This is a genomic window from Pantoea sp. JZ29 (assembly GCF_035190385.1).
Lineage (GTDB): Bacteria > Pseudomonadota > Gammaproteobacteria > Enterobacterales > Enterobacteriaceae > Pantoea > Pantoea stewartii.
On the sequence record NZ_CP045241.1, the window covers coordinates 2,417,666 to 2,442,457 of the forward strand.

23 protein-coding genes are annotated in these 24,792 nt (G+C 56.2%); 16 read left to right on the forward strand and 7 right to left on the reverse strand.

The features are described 5' to 3' along the window. Positions 1 to 97 precede the first annotated feature (97 nt). The 5 genes from GC090_RS11200 to GC090_RS11220 all read left to right on the forward strand — a co-directional run bounded on the left by GC090_RS11200 (position 98) and on the right by GC090_RS11220 (position 5,875). On the forward strand, positions 98 to 763 hold the full coding sequence (locus GC090_RS11200) for a haloacid dehalogenase type II (RefSeq protein ID WP_054633862.1): 666 nt from the start codon (positions 98 to 100) through the stop codon (positions 761 to 763). A gap of 24 nt (positions 764 to 787) precedes the next feature. Beyond that, positions 788 to 1,837, forward strand: a complete 1,050-nt coding sequence (locus GC090_RS11205) for a phosphotransferase (protein WP_324019771.1) — start codon at positions 788 to 790, stop codon at positions 1,835 to 1,837. Between the two features lie 14 nt (positions 1,838 to 1,851). Continuing rightward, positions 1,852 to 3,213: an aspartate aminotransferase family protein gene (locus GC090_RS11210; RefSeq protein WP_324019772.1), complete on the forward strand. Its 1,362-nt coding sequence runs from the start codon at positions 1,852 to 1,854 to the stop codon at positions 3,211 to 3,213. Positions 3,214 to 3,228: 15 nt separating this feature from the next. Beyond that, entirely contained in the window at positions 3,229 to 3,732 is a 504-nt protein-coding gene (locus GC090_RS11215) for an Lrp/AsnC family transcriptional regulator (RefSeq protein ID WP_033741252.1), read from the forward strand. A 490-nt stretch (positions 3,733 to 4,222) separates the two neighbouring features. After that, positions 4,223 to 5,875: a methyl-accepting chemotaxis protein gene (locus GC090_RS11220; protein WP_324019774.1), complete on the forward strand. Its 1,653-nt coding sequence runs from the start codon at positions 4,223 to 4,225 to the stop codon at positions 5,873 to 5,875. Between the two features lie 211 nt (positions 5,876 to 6,086). On the opposite strand, the gene yjfF is transcribed toward GC090_RS11220, so the two are convergent. Genes yjfF through ytfQ form a run of 4 tightly spaced genes read right to left on the reverse strand, consistent with a single transcriptional unit; the run spans position 6,087 to position 10,607 of the window. Continuing rightward, a complete protein-coding gene (gene yjfF / locus GC090_RS11225; protein WP_033741251.1) occupies positions 6,087 to 7,070 on the reverse strand; it encodes a galactofuranose ABC transporter, permease protein YjfF in 984 nt (327 codons plus the stop codon). Continuing rightward, a complete protein-coding gene (ytfT, locus tag GC090_RS11230) occupies positions 7,067 to 8,083 on the reverse strand; it encodes a galactofuranose ABC transporter, ATP-binding protein YtfT (protein WP_324019775.1) in 1,017 nt (338 codons plus the stop codon). Before ytfT ends, yjfF begins: the two co-directional genes overlap by 4 nt. Next, positions 8,076 to 9,596, reverse strand: coding sequence for a sugar ABC transporter ATP-binding protein (locus tag GC090_RS11235; protein ID WP_205950115.1), 1,521 nt, complete (start codon positions 9,594 to 9,596; stop codon positions 8,076 to 8,078). The genes ytfT and GC090_RS11235 overlap by 8 nt, the downstream gene beginning before the upstream one ends. 54 nt (positions 9,597 to 9,650) lie before the next feature. Next, a complete protein-coding gene (ytfQ, locus tag GC090_RS11240) occupies positions 9,651 to 10,607 on the reverse strand; it encodes a galactofuranose ABC transporter, galactofuranose-binding protein YtfQ (RefSeq protein WP_033741249.1) in 957 nt (318 codons plus the stop codon). Between the two features lie 665 nt (positions 10,608 to 11,272). Between ytfQ and ydgT the strand changes: the two genes are divergently transcribed. The 9 genes from ydgT to nth all read left to right on the forward strand — a co-directional run bounded on the left by ydgT (position 11,273) and on the right by nth (position 18,852). Next, a complete protein-coding gene (ydgT, locus tag GC090_RS11245; protein WP_033741248.1) occupies positions 11,273 to 11,488 on the forward strand; it encodes a transcription modulator YdgT in 216 nt (71 codons plus the stop codon). A gap of 107 nt (positions 11,489 to 11,595) precedes the next feature. Further along, positions 11,596 to 12,039: a DUF2569 domain-containing protein gene (locus GC090_RS11250; protein WP_033741245.1), complete on the forward strand. Its 444-nt coding sequence runs from the start codon at positions 11,596 to 11,598 to the stop codon at positions 12,037 to 12,039. Between the two features lie 123 nt (positions 12,040 to 12,162). Next, positions 12,163 to 12,744 (forward strand): electron transport complex subunit RsxA, encoded by a 582-nt coding sequence (gene rsxA / locus GC090_RS11255; RefSeq protein ID WP_013025663.1) that lies wholly within the window; start codon positions 12,163 to 12,165, stop codon positions 12,742 to 12,744. Continuing rightward, complete coding sequence (rsxB, locus tag GC090_RS11260) at positions 12,744 to 13,322, forward strand: electron transport complex subunit RsxB (RefSeq protein WP_033741239.1); 579 nt, start codon at positions 12,744 to 12,746, stop codon at positions 13,320 to 13,322. The genes rsxA and rsxB overlap by 1 nt, the downstream gene beginning before the upstream one ends. Continuing rightward, entirely contained in the window at positions 13,315 to 15,831 is a 2,517-nt protein-coding gene (gene rsxC, locus GC090_RS11265; RefSeq protein WP_324019779.1) for an electron transport complex subunit RsxC, read from the forward strand. The genes rsxB and rsxC overlap by 8 nt, the downstream gene beginning before the upstream one ends. Then, on the forward strand, positions 15,832 to 16,890 hold the full coding sequence (rsxD, locus tag GC090_RS11270) for an electron transport complex subunit RsxD (RefSeq protein ID WP_164481876.1): 1,059 nt from the start codon (positions 15,832 to 15,834) through the stop codon (positions 16,888 to 16,890). Between the two features lie 3 nt (positions 16,891 to 16,893). Next, entirely contained in the window at positions 16,894 to 17,526 is a 633-nt protein-coding gene (gene rsxG, locus GC090_RS11275; RefSeq protein WP_006119019.1) for an electron transport complex subunit RsxG, read from the forward strand. After that, entirely contained in the window at positions 17,519 to 18,223 is a 705-nt protein-coding gene (locus GC090_RS11280) for an electron transport complex subunit E (RefSeq protein WP_054633871.1), read from the forward strand. The genes rsxG and GC090_RS11280 overlap by 8 nt, the downstream gene beginning before the upstream one ends. Next, the gene (gene nth / locus GC090_RS11285) at positions 18,220 to 18,852 is read left to right on the forward strand and encodes an endonuclease III (protein WP_006119017.1); all 633 of its coding nucleotides are present in this window, start codon (positions 18,220 to 18,222) and stop codon (positions 18,850 to 18,852) included. The genes GC090_RS11280 and nth overlap by 4 nt, the downstream gene beginning before the upstream one ends. 43 nt (positions 18,853 to 18,895) lie before the next feature. Here nth and GC090_RS11290 read toward each other — a convergent pair whose 3' ends face one another. Continuing rightward, positions 18,896 to 19,600 carry a CTP synthase C-terminal region-related (seleno)protein gene (locus tag GC090_RS11290; RefSeq protein WP_324019786.1) on the reverse strand — a complete coding sequence of 235 codons (705 nt, stop codon included), beginning with the start codon at positions 19,598 to 19,600 and terminating at the stop codon, positions 18,896 to 18,898. 597 nt (positions 19,601 to 20,197) lie between these two features. Between GC090_RS11290 and dtpA the strand changes: the two genes are divergently transcribed. Together dtpA and gstA are read left to right on the forward strand one after the other, a co-directional pair. Further along, positions 20,198 to 21,682, forward strand: coding sequence for a dipeptide/tripeptide permease DtpA (dtpA, locus tag GC090_RS11295; RefSeq protein ID WP_033741223.1), 1,485 nt, complete (start codon positions 20,198 to 20,200; stop codon positions 21,680 to 21,682). A 153-nt stretch (positions 21,683 to 21,835) separates the two neighbouring features. Then, complete coding sequence (gene gstA, locus GC090_RS11300; protein WP_324021579.1) at positions 21,836 to 22,441, forward strand: glutathione transferase GstA; 606 nt, start codon at positions 21,836 to 21,838, stop codon at positions 22,439 to 22,441. A 29-nt stretch (positions 22,442 to 22,470) separates the two neighbouring features. On the opposite strand, the gene pdxY is transcribed toward gstA, so the two are convergent. Together pdxY and tyrS are read right to left on the reverse strand one after the other, a co-directional pair. Beyond that, on the reverse strand, positions 22,471 to 23,331 hold the full coding sequence (gene pdxY / locus GC090_RS11305; protein WP_324019788.1) for a pyridoxal kinase PdxY: 861 nt from the start codon (positions 23,329 to 23,331) through the stop codon (positions 22,471 to 22,473). 56 nt (positions 23,332 to 23,387) lie between these two features. Further along, the gene (tyrS, locus tag GC090_RS11310; protein ID WP_324019790.1) at positions 23,388 to 24,662 is read right to left on the reverse strand and encodes a tyrosine--tRNA ligase; all 1,275 of its coding nucleotides are present in this window, start codon (positions 24,660 to 24,662) and stop codon (positions 23,388 to 23,390) included. Between the last annotated feature and the right edge of the window lie 130 nt (positions 24,663 to 24,792).

Below are 24,792 nucleotides of genomic sequence, written 5' to 3' on the forward strand. Positions count from 1 at the left end.
AATTGAGCAAAAACCCCTTCTTTGTCGCGGTAATAAGAAATTATGTGTTTGTGTCGCGCGATATACTTCTTTCATCCACATGAAAGAGGTTAAGCAAATGATTTTCAGGCCAAAATTTATCAGCTTTGATTGCTATGGCACGCTAATCAATTTCGAAATGGGCCCGACGGCAAAGGGCATTTATGCCGATCGGGTCAGCGAAGCGCACATGGCGACTTTCCTGGCGCATTTTCGTTTCTACCGGCTTGATGAGGTGCTGGGTGCCTGGAAACCGTTTTACCAGGTGATTGAAAATGCGCTTCAGCGCGCCTGTCATGCCCATGGCGTCGTCTATCGGGAAAGCGATGCGCAGACGCTTTATGCTGCCGTGGCCAGCTGGCAACCTCATCCGCATGTGGTTGAGACGCTGACGACGATAGCACAGCATATTCCGTTAGTGATTTTATCCAATTCCATGATCGACCTGATCCCGCACAGCGTTACCCGTCTCGGCGCGCCCTTTCATGCGGTGTACACCGCCGAAGAAGCCCAGGCCTACAAGCCGCGTGCCCGGATTTTTGAGTATATGTTCGACCAACTGGGCTGCGGCCCCGAACAGATGATGCACTGTTCATCCAGTTTTCGTTATGACCTGATGACAGCGTGCGATCTGGGCTTTATGGCCAGGGCGTTTATCGATCGCGGTCATGAGCCGGCCATTGACGGTTACGGTGTGAACCGCCTGACCGACTTCCGCCAGCTTCCCGGCCTGCTGGGCCTGTAATCTCTTCAACGGCAGGGAAACATCATGTCTGAAACTGAGACACATCAGGCTGTCGCCCTGAATACCGCCGCGCCTGCGCTGTCGTTATCTGCCGTACAGGCGTTAGTGGCAGAGCGGTACGGTATGACGGATACCGTTGTGCAGCCACTGGCAAGCGAACGCGACCAGAACTGCTGCATTGAAACCCCGACCGGTACGCGTTTTGTCCTGAAAATCAGTAATCCCGCCGAAGCGAAGGCGATTGTCGATTTCCAGATCGCCGCGCTTGAGCATATCGCCGAGGTGGCACCGGATCTGCCCACACCGCGCGTCGTGCGCACATCAGCGGGCAAGGAATGTGACGTTGTCACGTTACCAGCAGGGAGCACCACGCTGGTTCGTATGCTGAGTTGGCTGGAGGGCACTCAGGTCAGGGATACCCAACCTACCCCCGCACAGCGTCGGGCCATGGCGTGCTGTCTGGGCCGGCTGGATTTGGCGTTGCAGGGTTTTTCACATCCGGCCGCCCGCCACGATCTGCTGTGGAATGTTTCCGCCGCGCATCGCCTGATGGACAAACTGGAGGCAGTCATCGATCCGGCACGGCGTCGCCTCGCAGAAAAATTTATGATGCGCTTCACCACCCAGGTATTGCCGCGTCTTGGCTCGCTGCGGGCGCAGGTGATCCATAACGATTATCACCTGTATAACGTGCTGGTTGCGCCAGATGCACAGGATCGTCTCACCGGCATCATTGACTTTGGCGACATGATCTATGCACCGCTGGTAGGCGAAGTGGCCACTGCTGCGGCCTTTCAGATGACCGGCTGTGACGATCCCTTCGCAGGAGCTGCGCAGTTCGTCGGTGCCTACCACAAAACCCTGCCGCTCACCGATCTGGAACAGGCTATTGTCACCGACCTGATGGCGACGCGTCATCTGATTACAGTCCTGATTACCGAATGGCGCGCGGCCCGCTATCCACATAACCGCGCTTACATCATGCGTCACAATCCTGCCGCCTGGGAGGCGCTGTCGATGCTGGCAGACCTGACCCGCGACACGGCACGTGATCGCCTGCTGGCCGAACTCTGATACGGGAGACTTCCATGAAAAGCACCACCGACCTGAATATGGTTAATGCCTATATCCCCGGACAGGCCGATATTGATCCGGTGACCGCGGCGATGATTGACCGCCGCGATGCGTTGCTGGGCCCGGCCTATCGCCTGATGTATGAACATCCTCTGCACATCGTGCGCGGTGAGGGTGCCTGGCTGTTCGATCCCGAAGGGCGCCGCTATCTGGATGTGTATAACAACGTGACCTCGCTGGGGCACTGCCATCCGGCGGTGACGGGCGCCATCTGCAATCAGGTCAAAACGCTGGCCACCAACACGCGCTATTTGCATGACACGATTCTGACCCTGGCTGAGCGCCTGCTGGCGACGGTACCTGAAACTCACCTGGCTCACCTGATGCTGACCTGCACGGGCAGTGAAGCCAACGATCTGGCCTTTCGTATTGCCAAAATCCGGACCGGTGGCACCGGAATTATTGTGACCGAAACCGCTTATCATGGCATTACGGACGCCGTCTCACAGTTCTCACCCTCGCTGGGCAAAAGCGTCGATCTGGGGCCGCATGTTCGGCTGGTCCCTGCCCCGCGCGCCTATCACGCCGACGGTGTCGATCTGAGCGAACGTTTTACCCAGGATGTGGAAATGGCCATTGCCGATCTGCAACGTCACGGCATTCAGCCTGCCGCGTTGATCGTGGATTCACTCTTTACCAGCGACGGGATCCTGCCCGGCCCGACCGGCTTCCTGCACGGCGCGGTGAACGCCATCCGGCAGGCTGGCGGCCTGTTTATCGCCGATGAAGTCCAGCCCGGCTTTGGCCGCACGGGCGAAAACATGTGGGGTTTTCAACGTCACGGACTCAGACCGGATATCGTGACGCTGGGCAAACCCATGGGCAACGGTCAGCCTGTTGCCGGTTTACTGGCCACAGCCGACGTGCTGGCGGAGTTTGGGCAGCGCTCCCGCTACTTCAATACCTTTGCCGGTAATACTGTTTCCTGCGCGGCGGCCCTGGCGGTGCTGGATACCATTGAGCGAGAGGGACTGATTGCGCATGCGCGTGAAACCGGGAACAGGCTGCTGGAAGGCATTCGCGGCCTGAGCCACCGGCACGAAGCCATCGGCGATGTCCGGGGGGCGGGCCTGTTTGTCGGCGTGGAACTGGTTTCTGATCGGCAGAGCCGCGCAGCCGACCGCTGGCTGACCAGTCAGGTGGTGAACCGGATGCGGCAAAAAGGCGTATTGTTGAGTGCCTGCGCCATGGGCCATAACGTATTGAAGATTCGTCCTCCTCTGGTGTTGACGGCCGAACAGGCGGAAATAATAATCGACGTGCTCGACCAGGCGTTGACGGACGCCACCGCAGCACGCATGGGCCATTCAACCTGAGAGAATACGCCATCTATGTCACATGCCAGGCTCCCTGACCGCACCGATATCCGGATACTTGAGCATCTGCAACGCGAGGGGCGCTGTTCGATTGTCGAACTGGCTGAGGCAATAAACCTCAGCCCCAGTCCCTGTCTGGCGCGAACCCGCCGTCTGGAGCAGAGCGGCATTATCGCCGGTTATGCCGCCCGGATTTCACTGAATAAACTGGGCTGCAATCTGGTGGTGTTCTCCGAGATCACCCTGGCGAGTCATTACCCTGCTGATTTCCTGCGGTTTGAAACCGGTGCCCGTCAGTATCGGGAGATTGTCGAGTGCTACAACATCAGCGGCGGCTACGATTATCTGTTGAAAATCATCGCCCCCAACCTTTACCGGTTTCAGGATTTAATGGCGCGGCTGCTGGACGACGAAATCGGCATTGCCAAATTCGCCAGCCGCGTGGTGCTCAGGCACCCCTGGCCGTGGCGGGAAGAACCGTTGAGCGAAATTGCCAACGGAAACTGCAGCTGGGAATAGGCAAGTAACGGGCCTGTGCACGGGGACGGGCGTTACCTGAGACATCAACCGTTGAACCGCCTTTCCGTCTGTTTCGTTGCGGTGTGGGTCCGCGCCCTGTCCGGCCGTTTTGCGCCCGCTACCGCTGCTGTCTGGCGGCCATATCGACACAGATACGTTTTTTCCTCACCCGACGGGTTACGCCCTTTCTGAACCTGGCAGTTTACGCCTGTCACGGCTTTTAGCGGTCTCGTTCTGACGATGCGCCGCACGAGGCCATAAGACAACCACTCAGCCGTGCTTTATTTAACAAATTATTCACATGAGTAAATGTTACTCAACGTGAATATTTCACCTAAAGCCTTTGCCGCATAATGCCGATACAACGACTGGCGATAGTTAACCTTACAAAATTTTATACCGATCACCTTCCGACTTTTACGTAAAACATCTTCGCATCAGCTCGCCCATCGGGCTCGTTCATGCCGGGGCCTGACACTATGGAATGCATATGAACAACATCAGAATTGGAATACGGCTTGGGGCCGCCTTCGGCTTTATGGCGCTGCTGGTTATTTTTATGGTCCTGATCGGCGTGATAAAAATTAACTCACTCGGCAACGCCAATGATGAGATCTCGGGCGCGCTCTACAGCAAATCCTCCTCGTCTGCTGCGTTGCGCTATTACACCTCTGATATGAGCCGTCTGGCACGTAATGCCATTCTTCTTAAAGACGTGACGAAAAGAGAGAAAGCCATAAGTGATTACCGTGGGGAACGTCATGAAGTGGATACGCTGATCGCGCAGATGGGCAATCAGGTCAGCACGTCTCAGGGCAAAGCGATTTTTGACCAACTGAACGCCCGCTCAGCCCTGTTCCTGCCTTTTATCGATGAGGTTGTCGCGCTGGCTCAGCAGGGAAAAAGTGATGAGGCGACGCAGCTGCTTTTTGGCCCGCGTTACCAGACGCAGGGTGACTTCATGGCGTCGCTGAAAGAGATGCAGACGTTTCAGGAAGCGCGCATGAAATACGCGGCCGACAAATCGGGGGAAGATCGCGCCGATGCGCTGATGATACTCATTATTGCCGGGATTGTTGCGCTGCTGTTGGCCGCCATATCCGCCGCGATTATCACCCGCAGTATTACACATCCACTGAAAGAAGCGGTTGAGGCCGCCTATCGCGTGTCCCACGGCGATCTGAGTGGTGTCGTCGTAACCACGGGTAAAGATGAAACGGGCAAACTGTTGTCCGCCATCCGCGAAATGCAGGATTCGCTAATCAATACGGTCAGCCTGGTCAGGAAAAACGCGGAGAGTGTTGCCTCGGCCAGCACACAGATTGCTCAGGGTAATGCGGAGCTTTCACAACGTACCGAAGAACAGGCCAGCTCGCTGGAACAGACCGCCGCAACGATGACGCAGTTGGGTATGACGGTCAAAAATAACGTCGACAATGCCCGTCAGGCGGGGCAACTGGCGGTCAGTGTGCGTGAAGTGGCCAATAAAGGCAGTGACGCGACAGAGGCGATCACCGGCACCATGAAATCCATCAGCAACAGCTCCGGCCGTATCGCTGAAATCACCGCCGTTATCGACGGGATCGCTTTCCAGACCAATATCCTTGCGCTTAACGCCGCGGTGGAAGCCGCCCGTGCAGGCGAGCACGGCAAAGGCTTTGCGGTCGTCGCCAGTGAAGTGCGATCGCTGGCACAGCGCAGCGCCACCGCAGCCGGTGAAATTCGCCAGCTGATCGCGGCAAACGCCCAAAGCGTAGGCCAGGGAAATGAACTGGTCGTTCACGCGTCTGAAACCATGTCAGGCATTCTGTCTGCTGTGGGCAAACTGACAGATACGGTAGAAGAGATTACCACTGCCAGTGCCGAACAGGCGCGTGGCATTGAGCAAGTGGGCACCGCCGTGACGGAAATGGACAGCACCACACAGCAGAATGCGTCACTGGTGGAAGAATCCGCGTCTGCCGCATCCAGTCTGAAAGAACAGGCCGACATGCTGTTACAGGCCGTTTCCGTGTTCAGCCTGGGTTCTCCGGCGACCACGGTGGTGACGGCCGGTGTCGCGCCCACGGTCATGTCTCCACGCCAGACGAAGGCGGTTACCACGAAGGCGGACAATGCCGACGACGGCTGGACGAGCTTTTAATAACCTTACCGCGTCGGGTACCGGCGCGGCGGTTTCAAAGACAGAGCCCGGCGGCCGTGCGGGCTTATTCCCCCTGCGCCCGAGCCCTCATCGTTGATGCCCGCGCCTGAGATGACGATAAGGTTGCCGCTGGTTCGTCGCGTCCCTCTTCCCTGCCCGACACCGACAAAAGCGGCGCCGCCGCGCCGCTTTCTCATGCACCTGCCTGACGTCAACTCAGCCGCTTCACCGGTGCATTCTGCTGCCTGTCCCACATTACGGTGAGTAACCGTTGCAGGGCGATAAAGGCAAACAGCAGGATGCCGATGGCGATTTTGGTCCACCAGGAACTGAGCGTGCCGTCGAAGTTAATCCAGGTCTGAATCAGCCCCTGAATCAGGACGCCAAATAACGTGCCGAGAAGGGTCCCTACACCACCGGACAGCAGGGTTCCCCCGATGACGACAGAGGCGATGGCATCCAGCTCAACGCCCAGCCCGGCCAGCGCATAACCCGCAGAGGTGTAGATGGAAAACACAATACCCGCCAGCGAGGCTAAGGTAGTCGACAACATATAAATTTTGATAGTCGTGGCGCGGGTTGAAACGCCCATCAGCTGCGCGGAAGTCATATTGCCCCCGATGGCGTACACCTGATTGCCAAACCGCGTGCGGTGCGCCAGAATCATCCCGCCTACAACCACCAGCAACATGATCAACGCCAGCAAACTGAGCCGCCCGCCGCCCGGCACTTTCCAGGCCAGGCCGGAAAGCGTGGCGTACAGCGGATGATCAATCGGAATGGAGTTTTCGGAGACCAGATAGCTGCATCCACGCAGGAAAAACATGCCCGCCAGCGTAATAATAAACGCAGGGATTTTGAGTGCGTCGATTAGCCAGCCCATCATCGCACCAAACAGCGCCCCCATGCAGAGGACCAGGGCAAAGGCCACCAGCGGATTAAGGTGATAATCGCCGATGACTTTGGCCAGGAAGACGCCAGAAAACGCGATGACGGCCCCCACAGACAGATCGATGCCGCCCGACAGAATCACAAAGGTCATGCCCACCGCGATAATGCCCAGAAACGCGTTATCCGTCAGAATATTACAGATGACCCGCGTCGAGGCAAAACCGGGAAACTGGCTCAGGCAAAACAGATAGCCGAGCACAAACACCAGCAGCGTAATCATTAAAGGCAGATGACGTTTAATCATGATGCACGTCTCCGTTTAAACATCGCAATAAAGCGCGGAGATTGCAGCAGCAGTACACACATCACCACCACCGCCTTCACCACCTGATTAAGTTCCGGCGGAAAGCCCGACAGTAAAATACCGGTATTCATCGCCTGAATAATCAGTGCCCCCATCAGCGACAGCAGAATGTTAAATCGCCCGCCCATCAGCGAGGCACCGCCAATCACCACCGCCAGAATGGCGTCCAGCTCCAGCCACAGCCCCGCGTTGTTCGCATCGGCCCCGCGAATATCGGCCGCCACAATCAGCCCCGCCACCGCTGCGCAGATTCCGCTGATGGCATAGGTGGACATCACAACCAGCCAGCCATTCACGCCCGCATTACGCGCAGCGCGCAGGTTGATCCCGACGGCTTCGATAAACAACCCAAGGGCCGTTTTACGCACCAGCAGCCAGATCAGCAGCGCGACCGCAATCGTGATCCAGACCGGCACCGGCAACAGCCAGAGCGCGCCGTTGCCGAACCAGCCCAGGCTGTCGTTGTTAAACGTCACGATCTGTCCCTGCGTAATTAACTGGGCGATGCCGCGCCCGGCCACCATCAAAATCAGGGTCGCCACAAATGGCTGTATACGTAACAACGCAACCAGAATGCCGTTCCACAGCCCGCAGGCCAGCCCGCTGGCCACCGTGACCAGGATAATAAACGGCACGCTGTGGCCCGCCACGGTCAGCGTGGCCGCCGTCGCGCCGGCAATCGCCATAACGGCGCCGACCGATAAATCGATCCCGCCTGTGGCAATCACTAAGGTCATGCCGACGGCCAGTAAGGCTACCGGCGCAGCCCGGTTGAGGATATCAATCGGGCTGCCAAACAGCCGGCCATCCTGTAAATGGATGGCGAAGAAATTCGTGGCGACCAGGCTGTCGACCAACAGCACCAGCAACAGCGCGATAAGTTGCGGCATGCCTGGCGGCAGCCTGAACGTGCGACGTGTCGCCCGGGTCGGGGTAACCGGTGATTCAAGCATGCTGCGTACCTCCATCAGCAATGGCGTTAACGATTGCCGCCACAGAAAGCGCCTCGAGGGGGATTTCTGCTACCTGTTTCAGATCGCGCATAATGATGACGCGATCGGCATAGCCCACCAGTTCTTCCAGTTCCGAGGAAATGACCAGTAGCGCCAGCCCATCGGCACATAACGATTCAATTAAGCGGATAATTTCGGCATGTGCGCCCACGTCAATGCCGCGCGTGGGTTCATCCAGAATCAGGAACTGCGGTTTTGTCACCAGCCAGCGAGACAACAGCACCTTTTGCTGGTTTCCGCCCGACAACAGCTCGACGGGCTGCTCCGCGTGCGGTGTGCGAATGCCCAGGCTTTTAATAAAACGCTCGGCAATCGCCTGCTGCTCGCGTTTCTTGATCGGGCGCAGCCAGCCGCGCTGCGCCTGTAACGCCAGAATGATGTTCTCGCGGACAGAAGCCGCCCCGATAATTCCGTCGGTTTTTCGGTCTTCCGGACAAAAGCCCATCCCCAGACGGGAAGCCTGCGCGGGCGTTCGGATCGGTTCAACTCTGCCCTTGATTTTTGCCGTGCCGCGATCGGCGCGGCGAATGCCAAACAGCACCTCTGCGGTTTCGGTCCGCCCCGAGCCCAGCAAGCCTGCCAGCCCGACCACTTCACCCGGCCGGACCTGAAGCGTGAAGGGTTCGATCGTGCCCTTCTTACCATAATCTTCGAATGACACGACCGGCTGGTTGCTCTTCAGCGTATTGCCCTGACGCTGCAGCGCGGTCGCCATCAGTTCCCGGCCAATCATCAGTTTGACCAGATCAATTTGCGGCAGCGTAGCGGTGTCGTGCGTGGCAATAAACTTGCCGTTGCGCAGAACGGTAATGCGATCGGTAATGCGGTAAACCTGGTCCAGAAAATGGGTGACGAAGATCAGGCTCATCCCGCGATGTTTTAACTCTGTCATCAGGGTGAACAGCATTTCCACTTCGCTGGCATCCAGACTGGCGGTGGGTTCATCGAGGATTAATACCTGGGCGGAGAGATCCACCGCCCGGCAGATCGCAATAATCTGCTGCATCGCGACGGAGTAATGACCAAGCGGCCGCGTGACATCCAGTGCAAAACCGTATTTGCGCATCAGGGCATCCGCCTCGCGCACCATGCGCTTACGATCAATCATGCCGAACCGACGCGGCTCGCGCCCAATGTACAGATTATCGGCCACCGACATATTCGGCAGCATATTCACTTCCTGGTAGACCGTGCCGATACCGATTTTCTGTGCTTCAGCAGTACTGCGCGGCGAAATGGCCTGACCGTTTAACGTAATCGTGCCGCTGTCGCGGGTGTACACGCCGGTCAGCACTTTGATCAGGGTTGATTTGCCTGCGCCGTTCTCACCTAACAGCGCCATGATTTCGCCTTTGCGCAGGCTGAAAGAGACATCGTCCAGCGCTTTCACGCCGGGAAAACCTTTACTGACGCCGTTGATGGCTAAAAGAGGTGATTCATTGTGTGTCGTCATGCTGTCAACTCCGCCCTACATCAAAGAAGACCGCCCCGAAGGGCGGCCTGCGGCTTAGTAACCCATGTTCTTTTTCTTGTCTAACTCGGCCTGCGCGTCAGCAGGTAAAAAGAGTTTTGATTCGGTTCTGATAATTTTGGGTGGCAGGGTGCCGTCTTTTTTGAATTTTTCCAGCGCGTCAAAGGCCGGGCCGGCCATATCTGGCGTCAGCTCGACGTTAGCGTTGGCTTCCCCGGCCAGCATCGCTTTGTAGATGTCCGGCACACCATCGATCGATCCGGTCAGAATATCTTTGCCCGGTTTCAGACCGGCTTCTTTGATCGCCTGAATGGCCCCGATGGCCATATCGTCGTTATGGGCATAAACCATGCAGATATTTTTGCCGTTGTTCTCGGCCTTGATGAAACTTTCCATGACTTCTTTCCCTTTACTGCGGGTAAAGTCGCCAGACTGAGAGCGAATCACTTTAATATTCGGGTGGCCACTGATCGCTTCAGCAAAGCCTTTTTTACGATCGATGGCGACGCTCGCGCCGACCGTGCCTTGCAGCTCTACGACATTACATTTTTTATCGCCGACGGTTTTTACCAGCCAGTCACCAATCAGCTTGCCTTCCAGAACGTTATCGGCGGTGACAACGGCCTGATACAGCGAGTTATCTTTTACGACGATGGCGCGGTCCAGCAGGTATACCGGGATTTTGGCATCCTTGGCTTCTTCTAATACCGGCTCCCAGCCCGTCTGCACAACAGGCGCAATAAAGATGGCGTCCACGCCCTGCGCGATAAAGGAGCGCACGGCTTTAATCTGATTCTCTTGTTTCTGTTGACCATCGGCGATCTTTAAATTAATGCCGCGTTTTTTGGCTTCGCTTTTTGCGACATTGGTTTCAGCCGAACGCCAGCCGGATTCTGAGCCTACCTGTGAGAATCCCACTGTCATTTCCGCCGCTAACACTGAGCCACTTAATGCGGCGCTGACCATTGTCGTCAGGAGTAAACGTTTCCACATAGTTTTTCTTCCTCTGAAGGGCGTTTGCTGTACAGGGTAAAGTGCCTGTGTAGCCTGACGTAAAAAAGGGCAGATTAGGGCGACACGCCTCACAAAACTGAGCGATTTAAAGGGGTTACGTTGATTAACGGAATGCTCTCAGCGCGGGCTTATGGACAAAACGCCTGTGTCTTTTTTCAACTTACGTTAAATAAATGTAATAAACAGAATCGCTTAAGTGTGACACTGCTGAAAACGATTACAGCCAGGCGTACAGAATGAGCCATCCCGTTTTCAGCCCCGGGAAAAGTCTGTTTTGTGATTTCCAGCACACACAGAAATCCCCTGTCTCCGGCATGAAACGATTCCGCTGACCGCACTGGCCTGAGGTTTATCCTGGTTATTTTGTTATCCGGCCCTGAATCGCAGTTATACACAATCGATTCGTACATAAAAGCAGATAAAAAGTGACTTGTGACTCAGAAATGATTCTTTTAGGTTGGGTCTGGATGCACCGCTTTACAGCGACAGGATTATGGCGACTATTCAAAACCTGATAAAATTCACCTTTAGCGAGCTATGCCCCACGTTTGTCTGATTTTTGCTTTTTTTCATCCGCGGAACTGGACAGCGTTAAGCGGCTCCCTATACTTGGCCTTCTTTCTTATTGATTCGTTATGACAAAAATGACTGCGCACGATTACCTGTTAAAATTTCGCAAAGTGAATAACCTTGAAAGTCTTGAAAAACTGTATGACCATCTGAATTATTCGCTGTCGGACGACAAAGACATTATCAATATGTACCGGGCAGCCGACCATCGTCGTGCTGAACTCGCATCGGGTGGCCGCTTGTTCGACCTGGGCTGCGTACCAAAGTCAGTCTGGCGCTACGTGGTGTAATCCCGCGCATCTCCCCTGTTCCCGCCCTCCTGTTTTCACTGTTGGTTTGCGTCTGTCTTAACATGCTATTCTGACCCGCTGACGACGTTGAAACAGGATGAACCGCAATGACGACCCCGATGACAGCCCCACGTATTGGCGGCTGGCTTTTACTGCCACTGGCATGGTTGCTGATGACGCTGCTGACCACCGCGCTGGTGATGGCCATGTATCTGACGCCACTGTTTGATGCGCAATGGCGCGAAACCTTGTTTAACCACCGTTCGCTGGTGACGGGCTATTGGGCCATTTCATTATTGACCGCCACCGCATTGTGGGCTTACAGCATGTGGGTTGTGTGGATGTTCTTTAAACGTTCGCACCGTCTGCCGCGTCACTATATCGTGTGGTTGCTGATCACCGTTTTGCTGGCGCTGAAAACCTTTGCCTTTACGCCGGTGTCTGATGCACGCGCGTTGCAGACTTTGCTACTCTCACTGGCCGCCGCCGCCGTTTTTGTTCCCTATTTCAAACGTTCCGCGCGGGTAAAAGCGACATTTACTCAGCGATAACGCTGCTGTTTTCGTCAAGAGTTTAATTCTGAGTGCGGTTGGCGGCTGGCAATAATGCGATGGAGTTGTGATGCAGCGCTTTATCAATGATAATAAGCCGCTTTCTGGTATTCAGGCGAAAAAATGACCGATTATCTTCTCCTTTTTGTTGGCACAGTGCTGGTGAACAACTTCGTGTTGGTGAAGTTTCTCGGCCTTTGCCCGTTTATGGGCGTTTCCAAAAAGCTGGAAACGGCCATTGGCATGGGCCTCGCCACCACGTTTGTGATTACGCTGGCCTCCATTTGCGCGTGGCTGGTGAATCACCTCATTCTGGTTCCGCTGGACTTAGTGTATCTGCGGACCATGGCTTATATCCTGGTGATCGCGGTTGTCGTTCAGTTCACCGAAATGGTGGTGCGCAAAACCAGCCCATCGCTGTATCGCCTGCTGGGTATTTTCCTGCCGTTGATCACGACAAACTGTGCGGTACTGGGCGTCCCCCTGTTGAGCGTTAACCTCAATCACACCTTTCTTCAGGCGGCGCTGTATGGATTCAGCGCCTCGCTGGGCTTCTCGCTGGTGATGGTGTTATTTGCCGGGATGCGTGAGCGTCTGGTGCTGGCGAATGTCCCGGCCCCCTTCAAAGGGAATTCTATTGCGTTGATCACCGCGGGGCTGATGGCACTGGCCTTTATGGGCTTTACAGGTCTGGTGAAATTCTGATGAGTGCAATTTGGATAGCGGTGGCGGTACTGAGCGCCCTGAGCCTGGTCTTTGGTGCCCTGCTGGGTTACGCGTCACGCCGCTTTGAAGTCGAAGAAGATCCCATTGTTGAGCAGATTGACGCCGTGTTGCCGCAGAGCCAGTGCGGTCAGTGTGGTTACCCCGGCTGTCGTCCCTATGCTGACGCCGTGGGCAACAATGGCGAAGCCATTAACAAATGCGCGCCCGGTGGTGAGCAGACCATGCTTAAGCTGGCCGCCCTGCTCAATGTTGAGCCACAACCGATCGATGGCGATGACGAGGCCAAAGCGCCCGTGCGTACCGTCGCGTGGATTGACGAAGAAAACTGTATTGGCTGCACAAAGTGCATTCAGGCCTGCCCGGTTGACGCCATCGTCGGTGCCACGCGCGCCATGCATACCGTGCTGAGCGATGTCTGCACCGGCTGCGATCTGTGTGTTGCCCCCTGTCCTACCGACTGCATTGAAATGCGTCCGGTTGCCACCACCACGGCCAACTGGAAGTGGGATCTGAATACCATTCCTGTTCGGGTGATCCCGGTAGAGAGTCATGCTTAATCTGCTTAATTTCTTTAAAAAAGAGAAGATCTGGGATTTTCAGGGCGGGATTCATCCGCCTGAGATGAAAACCCAGTCCAACGGCACGCCGCTCGCTGAATTGCCGCTGCCGCACCGGTTTATCATTCCCCTGAAGCAACATATTGGCCACGAAGGCGAAATTTGCGTTTCCCCTGGCGATAAGGTGCTGCGCGGCCAGCCGCTTACGTTTGGACAGGGCAGAATGCTGCCTGTACATGCGCCCACCTCGGGCGTCATTGACGCTATCGCTCAGCACATGACAGCGCACCCGTCTGGCCTGTCAGAGCTGTGTATTTTTCTGACGCCTGACGGTGACGATCGCTGGATGCCGCTCTCCCCGCTTCCGGACTACCGTCAGCATGAACGCAGCGCCATTCTTAAACGCATACATGATGCCGGCATCGCCGGTCTGGGCGGCGCGGGCTTCCCGACGGCCACCAAACTGAAAGGCGGCCTGCAGGGCGTCAACACGCTGATCATTAACGCGGCTGAGTGCGAACCTTACATCACCGCTGACGATCGTCTGATGCAGGACTACGCCGCCGAGGTGCTGGAAGGATGCCGCATTCTGGCCTGGGTGCTTCAGGCGGAGCGCGTGCTGATTGGTATCGAAGATAACAAACCCGAGGCTATCGCCGCCCTGAAGCAGGCGTTGGGTGGTGAGCGGGATTTACAGATCCGCGTTATCCCGACGAAATATCCGTCCGGCGGCGCTAAGCAGCTGACCAAAATACTTACCGGCATGGAAGTGCCGCATGGTGGTCGCTCTACGGATATTGGCGTGCTGATGCAAAACGTCGGTACGGCATGGGCCGTGAAGCGCGCCATTATCAATGGCGAACCGATCACCGAGCGCGTGGTGACACTCACCGGTGAAGCCATCGCGCAACCCCGGAACGTGTGGAGCCGCTTAGGAACGCCAATCAGCCACCTGTTGCACCAGGTCGGTTTTCACCCTTCACCAGGACAAATGGTCATTATGGGCGGCCCGCTGATGGGCTTTACCCTGCCGTCGCTGGATGTGCCGGTCGTGAAGATCACCAACTGTATTCTGGCCCCGTCCGGCACTGAGATGGGCAACACGCAACAGGAACAGTCCTGCATTCGTTGCTCTGCCTGTGCTGACGCCTGCCCGGCCAACCTGCTGCCACAGCAGCTGTACTGGTATAGCCAGGGGGGCGATCACGATAAAGCCCGTGCCCATCACATTGATGACTGCATTGAATGTGGTGCGTGCGCCTACGTCTGCCCGAGTAACATTCCGCTGGTGCAGTACTATCGCCAGGAAAAAGCTGAGCTGCGCGCCATCGACCTGGAAGCCAAACGCACGCTGGAAGCGAAAGCGCGTTTTGAGGCACGCCAGGCACGACTGGAGCGGGAAAAGCAGGCGCGTGAAGCACGTCATGCTGAAGCCAAACAGCGCGTAGCCCGCAGCGAAAGCGGAGAACTGGCTGCGGCAAAAGCCCGCGCCAGAGCGAAACAATCTGCAGAGAATGAAGATGCCGCTGCCGAAGCACGTCATGCGCAGGCCCGGTTACGGCAGGCTGAGGCACAGGCGGAAACCCAGGCGCTGAGTCGTCAGACGACCGATCCACGCAAGGCTGCGGTTGAAGCGGCAATTGCGCGTGCCAGAGCGAAGAAACCGATGACGCCTGACAGTGCGGACACGACTGAAACGGCGGTGGCGGATCCACGCAAAGCCGCGATGACCGCCGCCATCGAACGTGCCAAAGCGAAGAAAGCCGCCCAGGCGGCGGCTGACGCTGAGACGGCCGACACCGCATCCGACGATCCGCGTAAAGCCGCGGTGACCGCTGCCGTCGAACGTGCCAAAGCGAAGAAAGCCGCCCAGACGGCGGCTGACGCTGAGGCTGCCGACACCGCATCCGACGATCCGCGCAAAGCCGCGGTAGCCGCTGCCGTCGAACGAGCCAAAGCGAAGAAAGCCGCTCAGGCGGCGGCTGACGCTGAGGCTGCCGACACCGCATCTGAAGATCCACGTAAAGCTGCGGTAGCCGCCGCCATTGAACGTGCCAAAGCGAAGAAAGCCGCCCAGGCGGCGGCTGAGGCTACCGACACCGCACCCGAAGACCCGCGTAAGGCCGCGGTGGCCGCTGCCGTCGAACGAGCCAAAGCGAAGAAAGCCGCCCAGGCGGCGGCTGACGCTGAGGCTGCCGACACCGCATCTGAAGATCCACGTAAAGCTGCGGTGGCCGCCGCCATTGAACGTGCCAAAGCGAAAAAGCGCGCTGCCGCACAGGCGCAGGCAGAAGACGCGTCCCGTGAGGCGGCTGTCGCGGCGGCCGAAGCGCACAGGGACGTTGAGCAGGCAGAGAGGGCGCAGGAGCAGGCTAATCATGCCAATGCCGAAGCCGAAGAGGCACCTGAACTCGATCACCCCGCCGATGCGCGTAAAGCCGCGATTGCGGCGGCTGTCGCCCGTGCCAAAGCGCGTAAAGCGCAATCGACATTGACACCTGAGGATTAAATGGCGTTCCGTATCGCAAGTTCACCTTATACTCATAACCGCCGCAGTACCGGCAACATCATGATGCTGGTTATCCTGGCGGCGCTGCCTGGTTTTGCCGCGCAGTGCTACTTTTTTGGCGTGGGAACCTTATTGCAGGTTGTGTTGGCCTCGCTGACAGCGTTGCTGACAGAAGCGGCTATCCTGCGCCTGCGTAACACACCGGTCGCCCCTCAGCTGGCCGACAACTCCGCCCTGCTGACGGCAATTCTGCTGGGGATCAGCATCCCGTCTCTGGCCCCCTGGTGGTTAGTGGTGGTCGGTACGGTATTTGCGATTGTTATTGCCAAACAGTTGTACGGTGGCCTGGGACAAAACCCCTTCAACCCGGCCATGGTCGGCTATGTCGTTCTTCTGATCTCATTTCCGGTTCAGATGACCAGCTGGATGCCGCCAGAAGCCTTACAGGTGATTAAACCCGGCGTGCTGGACTCGCTGAGCATGATCTTTACGGGTCATACCCTGGCGGGCGATACGTTACAGCAACTGCAGTTGGGCGTAGACGGTGTCAGCCAGGCTACACCGCTGGATACCTTTAAAACCGGCTTGCGCGCAGGCCACAGTGCAGAGCAACTGTTAGCCCAGCCCATTTACAGCGGCGTTCTGGCCGGTCTGGGCTGGCAATGGGTCAACGTGGGTTACCTGCTTGGCGGGGTATTCCTGCTGTGGAAAAACACCATTCGCTGGCATATTCCGGCCGCGATGTTGCTGTCGCTGGCCGTCTGCGCCACGCTTGGTTGGTTACTGGCTCCCGCCTCGCTGAACAGTCCGCTAATTCATCTGTTTTCCGGGGCGACGATGCTGGGCGCATTTTTTATCGCCACCGATCCGGTTACCGCCTCCACCACTGACCGTGGCCGTCTGATTTATGGTGCCCTTATTGGTCTGCTGGTATGGCTCATTCGGAGTTTTGGCGGTTATCCGGACGGCGTTGCTTTCGCCGTTCTGCTGGCTAATATATGCGTACCGCTGATTGACTATTACACGCAGCCGCGCGTTTACGGTCATCAAAAGGATTAAATGATGCTGGACACCATACGCAAGAATGGCGTGACCCTGGCTCTCTTTGCCGCGATTACCACCGGCGTTACTGCTGTTGTAAATACCGTGACCAAACCCACCGTCGAGCACCAGACGCAGTTACAGCAAAAAAATCTGCTGGATCAGGTGGTGCCGACCGATATGTACGATAACCACATTCAGCAGGAATGTTACGTTGTCACTGATGCGGCGCTGGGTAATGCCAGTCCTCATCATCTTTATCTGGCGCGAAAAGGCAACGAACCTGTGGCCGCCGCACTGGAAACCACCGCCCCGGATGGCTATTCTGGCGCGATTCAGATGCTGGTCGGCGCGGATTTTCACGGTAAGGTACTCGGCGTGCGGGTGATTGAGCACCATGAAACGCCGGGCCTGGGGGACAAAATCGAGTTACGGATTTCTGACTGGATCAACAGTTTTAATGGCAAAGTGGTAACCGGGCCGAATGACAAAGCGTTTGCCGTCAAAAAAGATGGCGGCGAATTCGACCAGTTTACCGGTGCCACCATTACCCCGCGCGCCGTCGTGAATGCCACCAAACGTACGGCATTGTTAATTGAATCCCTGAAAGGGAAACTCTCTTCGTTACCCGAATGTGGAGACGCCAATGAGTGAAGCGAAAAACCTGCTGGTCGGCGGGCTGTGGAAAAATAACTCGGCGCTGGTGCAGCTGCTGGGCCTGTGCCCTTTGCTGGCGGTGACCGCCACGGCCACCAATGCTCTGGGGCTGGGGCTTGCCACGACGCTGGTGCTGACCCTGACAAACAGTTTTATTTCGGCCTCGCGTCGTTGGGTGCCTTCTGAGATCCGTATTCCTATCTACGTGATGATCATCGCCTCTGTCGTAAGCTGCGTGCAGATGCTGATTAACGCTTACGCCTACGGTCTGTATCAGTCACTCGGTATTTTTATTCCGCTGATCGTGACCAACTGCATCGTAGTGGGCCGGGCTGAAGCCGTGGCCTCGAAAAGCAGTATTCCCCTTGCCGCACTGGATGGCTTTGCTATCGGTATGGGCGCCACCTGCGCAATGGTGGTACTGGGATCGATCCGTGAAATCATCGGCAGCGGCACATTGTTTAACGGTGCGGATCAGTTACTGGGTCCCTGGGCTAAAGTGTTGCGTATTGACGTGATTCATTTTAACTCGCCAATGCTGCTGGCAATGCTCCCGCCGGGTGCCTTTATCGGTCTGGGCATGATGCTGGCGGGGAAATATGTGATCGATCAGAAAATGAAGCAGCGCGCAGCGCGTCGCGCAGAAGACGCGGCGCTTGATGCGCCGCAGGGCAACACGGGAAAAGCCGTGTGAACCAGACGAAACGCATTGAGATTCTCAGTCGTCTGCAGCAGGCCAACCCTCACCCTACGACCGAGCTGCAGTTCACCTCGCCGTTTGAACTGCTGATTGCGGTTCTGCTGTCGGCTCAGGCGACGGACGTGAGCGTTAACAAGGCTACAGCAAAGCTGTACCCCGTGGCGAATACACCTGCTGCGATGCTGGCGCTGGGCGTGGACGGCGTGAAGGAGTACATCAAAACGATCGGCCTGTTCAACAGTAAAGCCGAGAACGTGATTAAGACCTGCCGTATTTTACTGGACCAGCACGGCGGTCAGGTGCCTGAAGATCGCGCCGCGCTCGAAGCCTTACCTGGCGTCGGCCGTAAAACGGCTAACGTGGTGCTGAATACGGCTTTTGGCTGGCCGACCATTGCGGTGGATACGCACATTTTCCGCGTCTGCAACCGGACGAATTTTGCGCCGGGTAAGAACGTCGAGCAGGTCGAAGAGAAACTCTTAAAAGTCGTGCCGAAGGCGTTTAAAGTCGACTGCCATCACTGGCTGATTCTGCACGGTCGTTACACCTGCGTGGCGCGCAAACCGCGCTGCGGGTCCTGCCTGATTGAAGACCTGTGTGAATATCCCGATAAGGTCGAGTAAGCCCGGATAACAGCCTGTGACCGGTCACAGGCTGTTTTACTGTTCAGCGCTGACGCTGCGCCAGCGCCGCCCGCATCCAGGCCATCGCCAGCGGCGAATCCTTATCCTGTAATGCCGCCCGTTCGGACTGGAATAAGGTGGCGACATAGAAAGGATGATCGGTCAGTTCAATGCCGCGCACATCGCCGTTCAGATCCCAGGACGTGATCCGCATGTTTTTACCCTGCAGCGCCGCACTGAAAGCCGGGTTCACGCCAAAATTGCAATGATAACCTTCATCGCTGGTCAGCGCACCGTAGGCGCTGGCCATACGCGAGCCGGGTGCAAACGTGACCTCCCCTCGCTGTTCGACCAGTGAGCAGCTTAGCGGCGCAATCACCATCCGACCGGTTTCGCTGGTTTCGGCATGACTGGCATCTTCCCAGCCCAATACGTGGCGGGCATAGTCGATAACCGCATACTGAAACCCGCCACAGGAGCCGAGAAAGGGCTTACCGTTTTCCCGTACCCAACGCAGCATGCTAAACACGCCGTCATCGTTTTTATAGGGGCTGCCGGGCACCAGCCAGACGGCATCATGCTGCGTAACGGCGGACAGATCATCTAAATCCGGGGTGGGAATCCAGTCAGGCTCAATCGGAATGGCAAGGTGCGCCGCGGCGCGCGCCAGCACCAGGGGAATGGATTGATGCGAAACAGCGTCCGGGCGGTAGTCACCCACTAAGGCGAGACGTAAAGATAACGACATAGCAACATCCTTTTTAGGAAATAAAGAGGCTACGTGAGTGCGCGTGCGCTGTCGAGCAGGTGAGCGCATTTTTGCTGGTTTTTTACGCCTGTTAATTAAGGGCCGGACGCATTATTTCCTGATGAAACCATTTTTCTTCTGCTGAAATAACAGCGAATAATGTGAGTTTAATCAACTTTATTGCGCACCCGACGTCATTTTGCGTCATAATATGCAGATTATTTCAGCAAAACGACGTCAAAAGCCGCATTTCCGGCGCTTTATTCTGGTGAAAGATCACTTTCCAAAGCAAAGCTCTACGCAACCGCCGTTTAGTGGTTAATGTCATTATTGACGATCTGAAAAGCTCCACGCAGGTATTTTGAACCAATAAAAAACCTGAAAACATGACAAAATTTCAATCAGTAATATTTATTTAGGTTTTAACACCATATTGACCCTGTCTGGCAGAAGGTAGAAAACGCTTGCCCTGCCGCCTTTATTCAGCCAAATTAGTCGCCGTTTTTCCCATCTAATAAAAATCTGGCCCATGGTGTGATCACATGGCGCGGACGGAATGCCTGTCACGACGCAGGATATGAAATAACAGAGGTACAAGTGTCAACTGCAAACAAACACACCGACGAGGCCGTCAGCCTTAATGCTTTTAAACAGCCCAAAGCGTTTTACCTGATCTTTTCAATCGAATTATGGGAACGTTTTGGCTACTACGGCCTGCAGGCCATTATGGCCGTCTATCTGGTTCGACAGCTGGGCATGTCGGAGTCCGACTCCATTACTCTGTTCTCGTCCTTTAGCGCACTGGTTTATGGTCTGGTCGCTATCGGCGGCTGGCTGGGCGATAAAGTGTTGGGCACCAAACGCGTTATCGTGCTGGGTGTACTGGTGCTGGCCATCGGCTACGCGCTTGTCGCCTTCTCCGGTCATAATGTCAGCGTCGTCTATATCGGTATGGCGACTATTGCGGTGGGCAGCGGCTTGTTTAAAGCGAACCCCTCTTCCCTGCTTTCCACCTGCTACGAGAAAGACGATCCGCGCATTGATGGCGCCTTTACCATGTTCTACATGTCCATCAACATCGGCTCACTGTTCTCAATGATGCTGACGCCGTGGTTAGCCGAAAAATATGGCTATAACGTGGCGTTTTCGCTGTCGGTGATCGGCCTGGTCATCACGCTGCTTAACTTCCTGTTCTGTAAGCGCCTGGTGAAAGACTTTGGTTCCAAACCGGACTTTGCCCCACTCCAGTTCGGCAAACTGCTGATGACGCTGGCAGGTATTGTGGTGTTGATCGCCCTGGCTAACTGGATGCTGCACCATCAGGCCATTGCCCGTATTCTGCTGGGCCTGATTGCGCTGGGCATTATGGTGATCTTTGCCAAAGAAGCCTTCGCACTGAAGGGCGCGGCACGTCGCCGTATGATTGTCGCTTTCCTGCTGATGGTCGAAGCCATCGTCTTCTTCGTGCTTTACATGCAGATGCCTACGTCGCTGAACTTCTTTGCGATTCGTAACGTTGAGCACACCCTTTTTGGCATTACCTTTGCGCCAGAGCAGTTCCAGGCGCTGAACCCGTTCTGGATTATGCTGGCCAGCCCCATTCTGGCAGCCGTGTATAACAAGCTGGGCGACAAGCTGCCGATGCCGCACAAGTTCGCTATCGGCATGGTGCTGTGTTCTGCCGCGTTCCTGGTATTGCCTGTCGGCGCGAAATTTGCCAGCGATGCCGGTATCGTGTCCCTGAACTGGCTCATTCTCAGCTATGGCCTGCAAAGTATCGGCGAACTGATGATTTCGGGACTGGGCCTGGCGATGGTGGCACAGCTGGTTCCACAGCGCCTGATGGGCTTTATCATGGGCTCATGGTTCCTGACCACCGCGGGTGCTGCCGTCATTGCCGGTAAAGTGGCCAACCTGATGGCGGTGCCTGAAAACGTTACCGATCCGCTGATTTCGCTGGTCACGTACGGCAAAGTGTTCCAGCAGATCGGGATTGCCACCGCCGTCATCGCTGTGCTGATGCTGGTGACGGCCCCGCTGCTGAACCGTATGACGCAGACGACGGAAGCGGAAAAAGCCTGAGTGCGATTTTGACACGCAGCAAAAACCGGGCCTTGCCCGGTTTTTTTGTTTTTGTCGCCGATCGGTTCCTGGTAGATTACTCATGCTAATAACTGGTAATTCTGCCACAGGGGATTACTATGCAAACACGACTCGCAACATGGTGGCTTCATGATGAAACTGTTTTGTAAAGCTGGTGCCTGCTCTCTTTCACCCCATATTGTTCTGCGTGAATGTGGTCTGGATTTCACTCAGGTCAATGTCGACCTGCAAACCAAGCTCACCGAGCGCGGGGATGATTTTCGTCAAATCAACCCCAAGGGTCAGGTACCGGCGCTGCAATTAAGTGAGGGTAATGTCCTGACTGAAGGCGCGGCGATTGTGCAGTACCTGGCCGATCTCAAGCCCGATCGTCATCTTCTGGCCCCCGTCGGCAGCCTGACGCGTTATCACACCATTGAGTGGCTCGGCTACATCAGCAGTGAGTTACATAAGAGTTTTTCACCGCTGTTCCGCAACGATGCGCCCGACGAGTACAAAGCGCTGGTGCGCCGTCAGCTGGAGGCAAAATTTGCCTGGGTAAACGGTGAACTGCAGGACAAGCCGTGGCTGATGGGCGTGCATTTCAGCGTTGCGGATGCTTATCTGTATGTGGTGACGCGCTGGGCGAAAGCGCTGAACCTGGATGTCAGCGCGTTGAGCCACCTGCAACAGTGGTTTGCGCGCGTTGAAGAACGGTCATCGGTTCAGGCCGCGCTAAAAGCGGAAGGCCTTATCTGACACGATCAGGGCCGTTACCGGCCCTTTTTTTACAGCTTCTCTGCCGGAAAATAGTGCGTTGGCCGGGCAATAGCGTCCTGCGCGGCAACCAACTGCAGCTCATATTCCCCCATCTCATGCGTTTTCAGCATCACTTCATAGACGGCGGCCGTGACGTGCTCCAGCGCCGCCTGCAGCGACTGTCCGTGCAGCAGATCGACCAGCAATAAGCCGCTGGTTAAATCGCCCACGCCTACAGGCTGGCGAACGCCAAAGTCCACCAGCGGACGGCTGATGTGCCAGGCTTCGTCGGCGGTGACCAGCAGCATTTCAAAGCGATCGCTGCGGCGTCCTGCCCGTGCCAGATGCTTAATCAGCACCACTTTTGGCCCCTGCGTGATCAGCAGGCGGGCAGCCTCAACGGCGGATTCGACACTGGTTACCGTGCGTTCGCTGAGCATTTCCAGCTCCAGCAGATTTGGCGCGATGATATCGCTGGCCGGTAGCGCCATTTTGCAGTGAAACTCCGCCACGCCCGGTGCCACAATGCAGCCCTTTTCCGGATGCCCCATGACCGGATCGCAAAAATACCAGGCCTCGGGGTTGGCGGCTTTTACCTGATGCACGATGTCCAGAATCTTTTCGCCCTGTTCGGCCGATCCCAGATAGCCGCTTAACACCGCACCACAGGTTTTCAGGCGGTCGATATCGGCGATGCCTTTGACAATGTCGGTGAGATGCGACGCCGGCATGACGGTGCCGGTCCAGTGCCCATACTGCGTATGATTGGAAAACTGCACGGTATTCAGCGGCCAGACGTTCACGCCCATACGGCGCATCGGGAACTCTGCCGCCGCATTGCCTGCATGACCAAACACCACGTGCGACTGAATTGCTAAAACGTTTTTCACTTTTTTACCCTGTCGTGCCTTGCCATAAAAAAGGGCCGGAAACCGGCCCTGAAAAGCTACTGCCAGTTGATCAGGCAGTAATGTTTTTTACCGCGGCGTAATAACGTGAAGCGGTTAAACAGCTTGTCGCTGTCGCGGAAGCGGTATTCCGCATCCGACTGCTTCTCACCGTTCAGCGATACGGCATTTGAGCCAATCATGGTGCGCGCCTGGCCGCGTGACGGTACCAGCTCCGCTTTAACCAGTGCCTGCTGCAGATCGTCCTCAGCAGACAGCGTGATGGTGGGCATGCCGTCCTGCGCCAGCTGTTCGAAATCGGCCTCGGTCATGTCACTGAGCGCACCGGAGAACAGACTTTCCGTGATGCGTTTCGCGGCTGCCAGACCCTCTTCGCCATGAACCAGGCGCGTAACCTGCTCGGCCAGTACATACTGTGCACGCGGCGCGGTTCCGCTGTTTTTATCTTCTTCTTCCAGGGCATTAATCTCTTCAATGCTCAGGAACGTGAAGAATTTCAGGAAACGGTAAACATCCGCATCGGCGGTGTTGATCCAGAACTGGTAGAACTTGTACGGGCTGGTTTTCTTAGCATCCAGCCAGACCGCGCCGCCTTCGGTCTTACCGAACTTGGTGCCGTCCGATTTGGTGATCAGAGGAACGGTCAGACCAAACACCTGGTTCTGATGCAGACGACGTGTCAGATCGATACCGGAAGTGATGTTGCCCCACTGGTCCGAGCCGCCGATCTGCAGCGCTACGCCGTGCAGTTCGTTCAGGCAGGCAAAATCATAGCCCTGCAACAGGTTGTAGGAGAATTCGGTAAACGAGATCCCCTGGTCGTCACGGTTCAGACGCTGTTTGACCGCTTCCTTGTTGATCATCTGGTTAACCGAGAAGTGTTTACCAATGTCACGCAGAAAGGTCAGCACGTTCATATTGCCAAACCAGTCATAGTTGTTGGCCGCAATCGCACTGTTCGCACCACAGTCAAAATCCAGGAATGGCGCAACCTGTTTACGGATTTTTTCGACCCATTCACCAACGGTTTCGCTGGTGTTGAGCTTACGCTCTGCCGCTTTAAAACTGGGATCGCCAATCAGACCGGTTGCGCCGCCCACCAGCGCCACCGGCCTGTGTCCGGCGTCCTGAAAACGTTTCAGGCAGAGCAGCGGTACCAGATGGCCCAAGTGCAAGCTGTCAGCAGTGGGGTCAAAGCCGCAATAGAGCGAAATTGGCCCTTGCGCCAGTTTCTCGACTAACGCGTCTTCATCCGTCACCTGGGCGATCAGGCCCCGTTCTTGCAATTGTTGTATCAGGTTACTGCTGGTCATCACTGACTCCAAATTGATCAGACTGCACCTAGGCTGGTACACAGCTTTCCGCTGAGTTGCGGAAGAAAAAAATGAGGGCTATAGCATAAAGCGCTGACGGCTTCTGTGCCAGCGCTGATAAGGGGAAAGC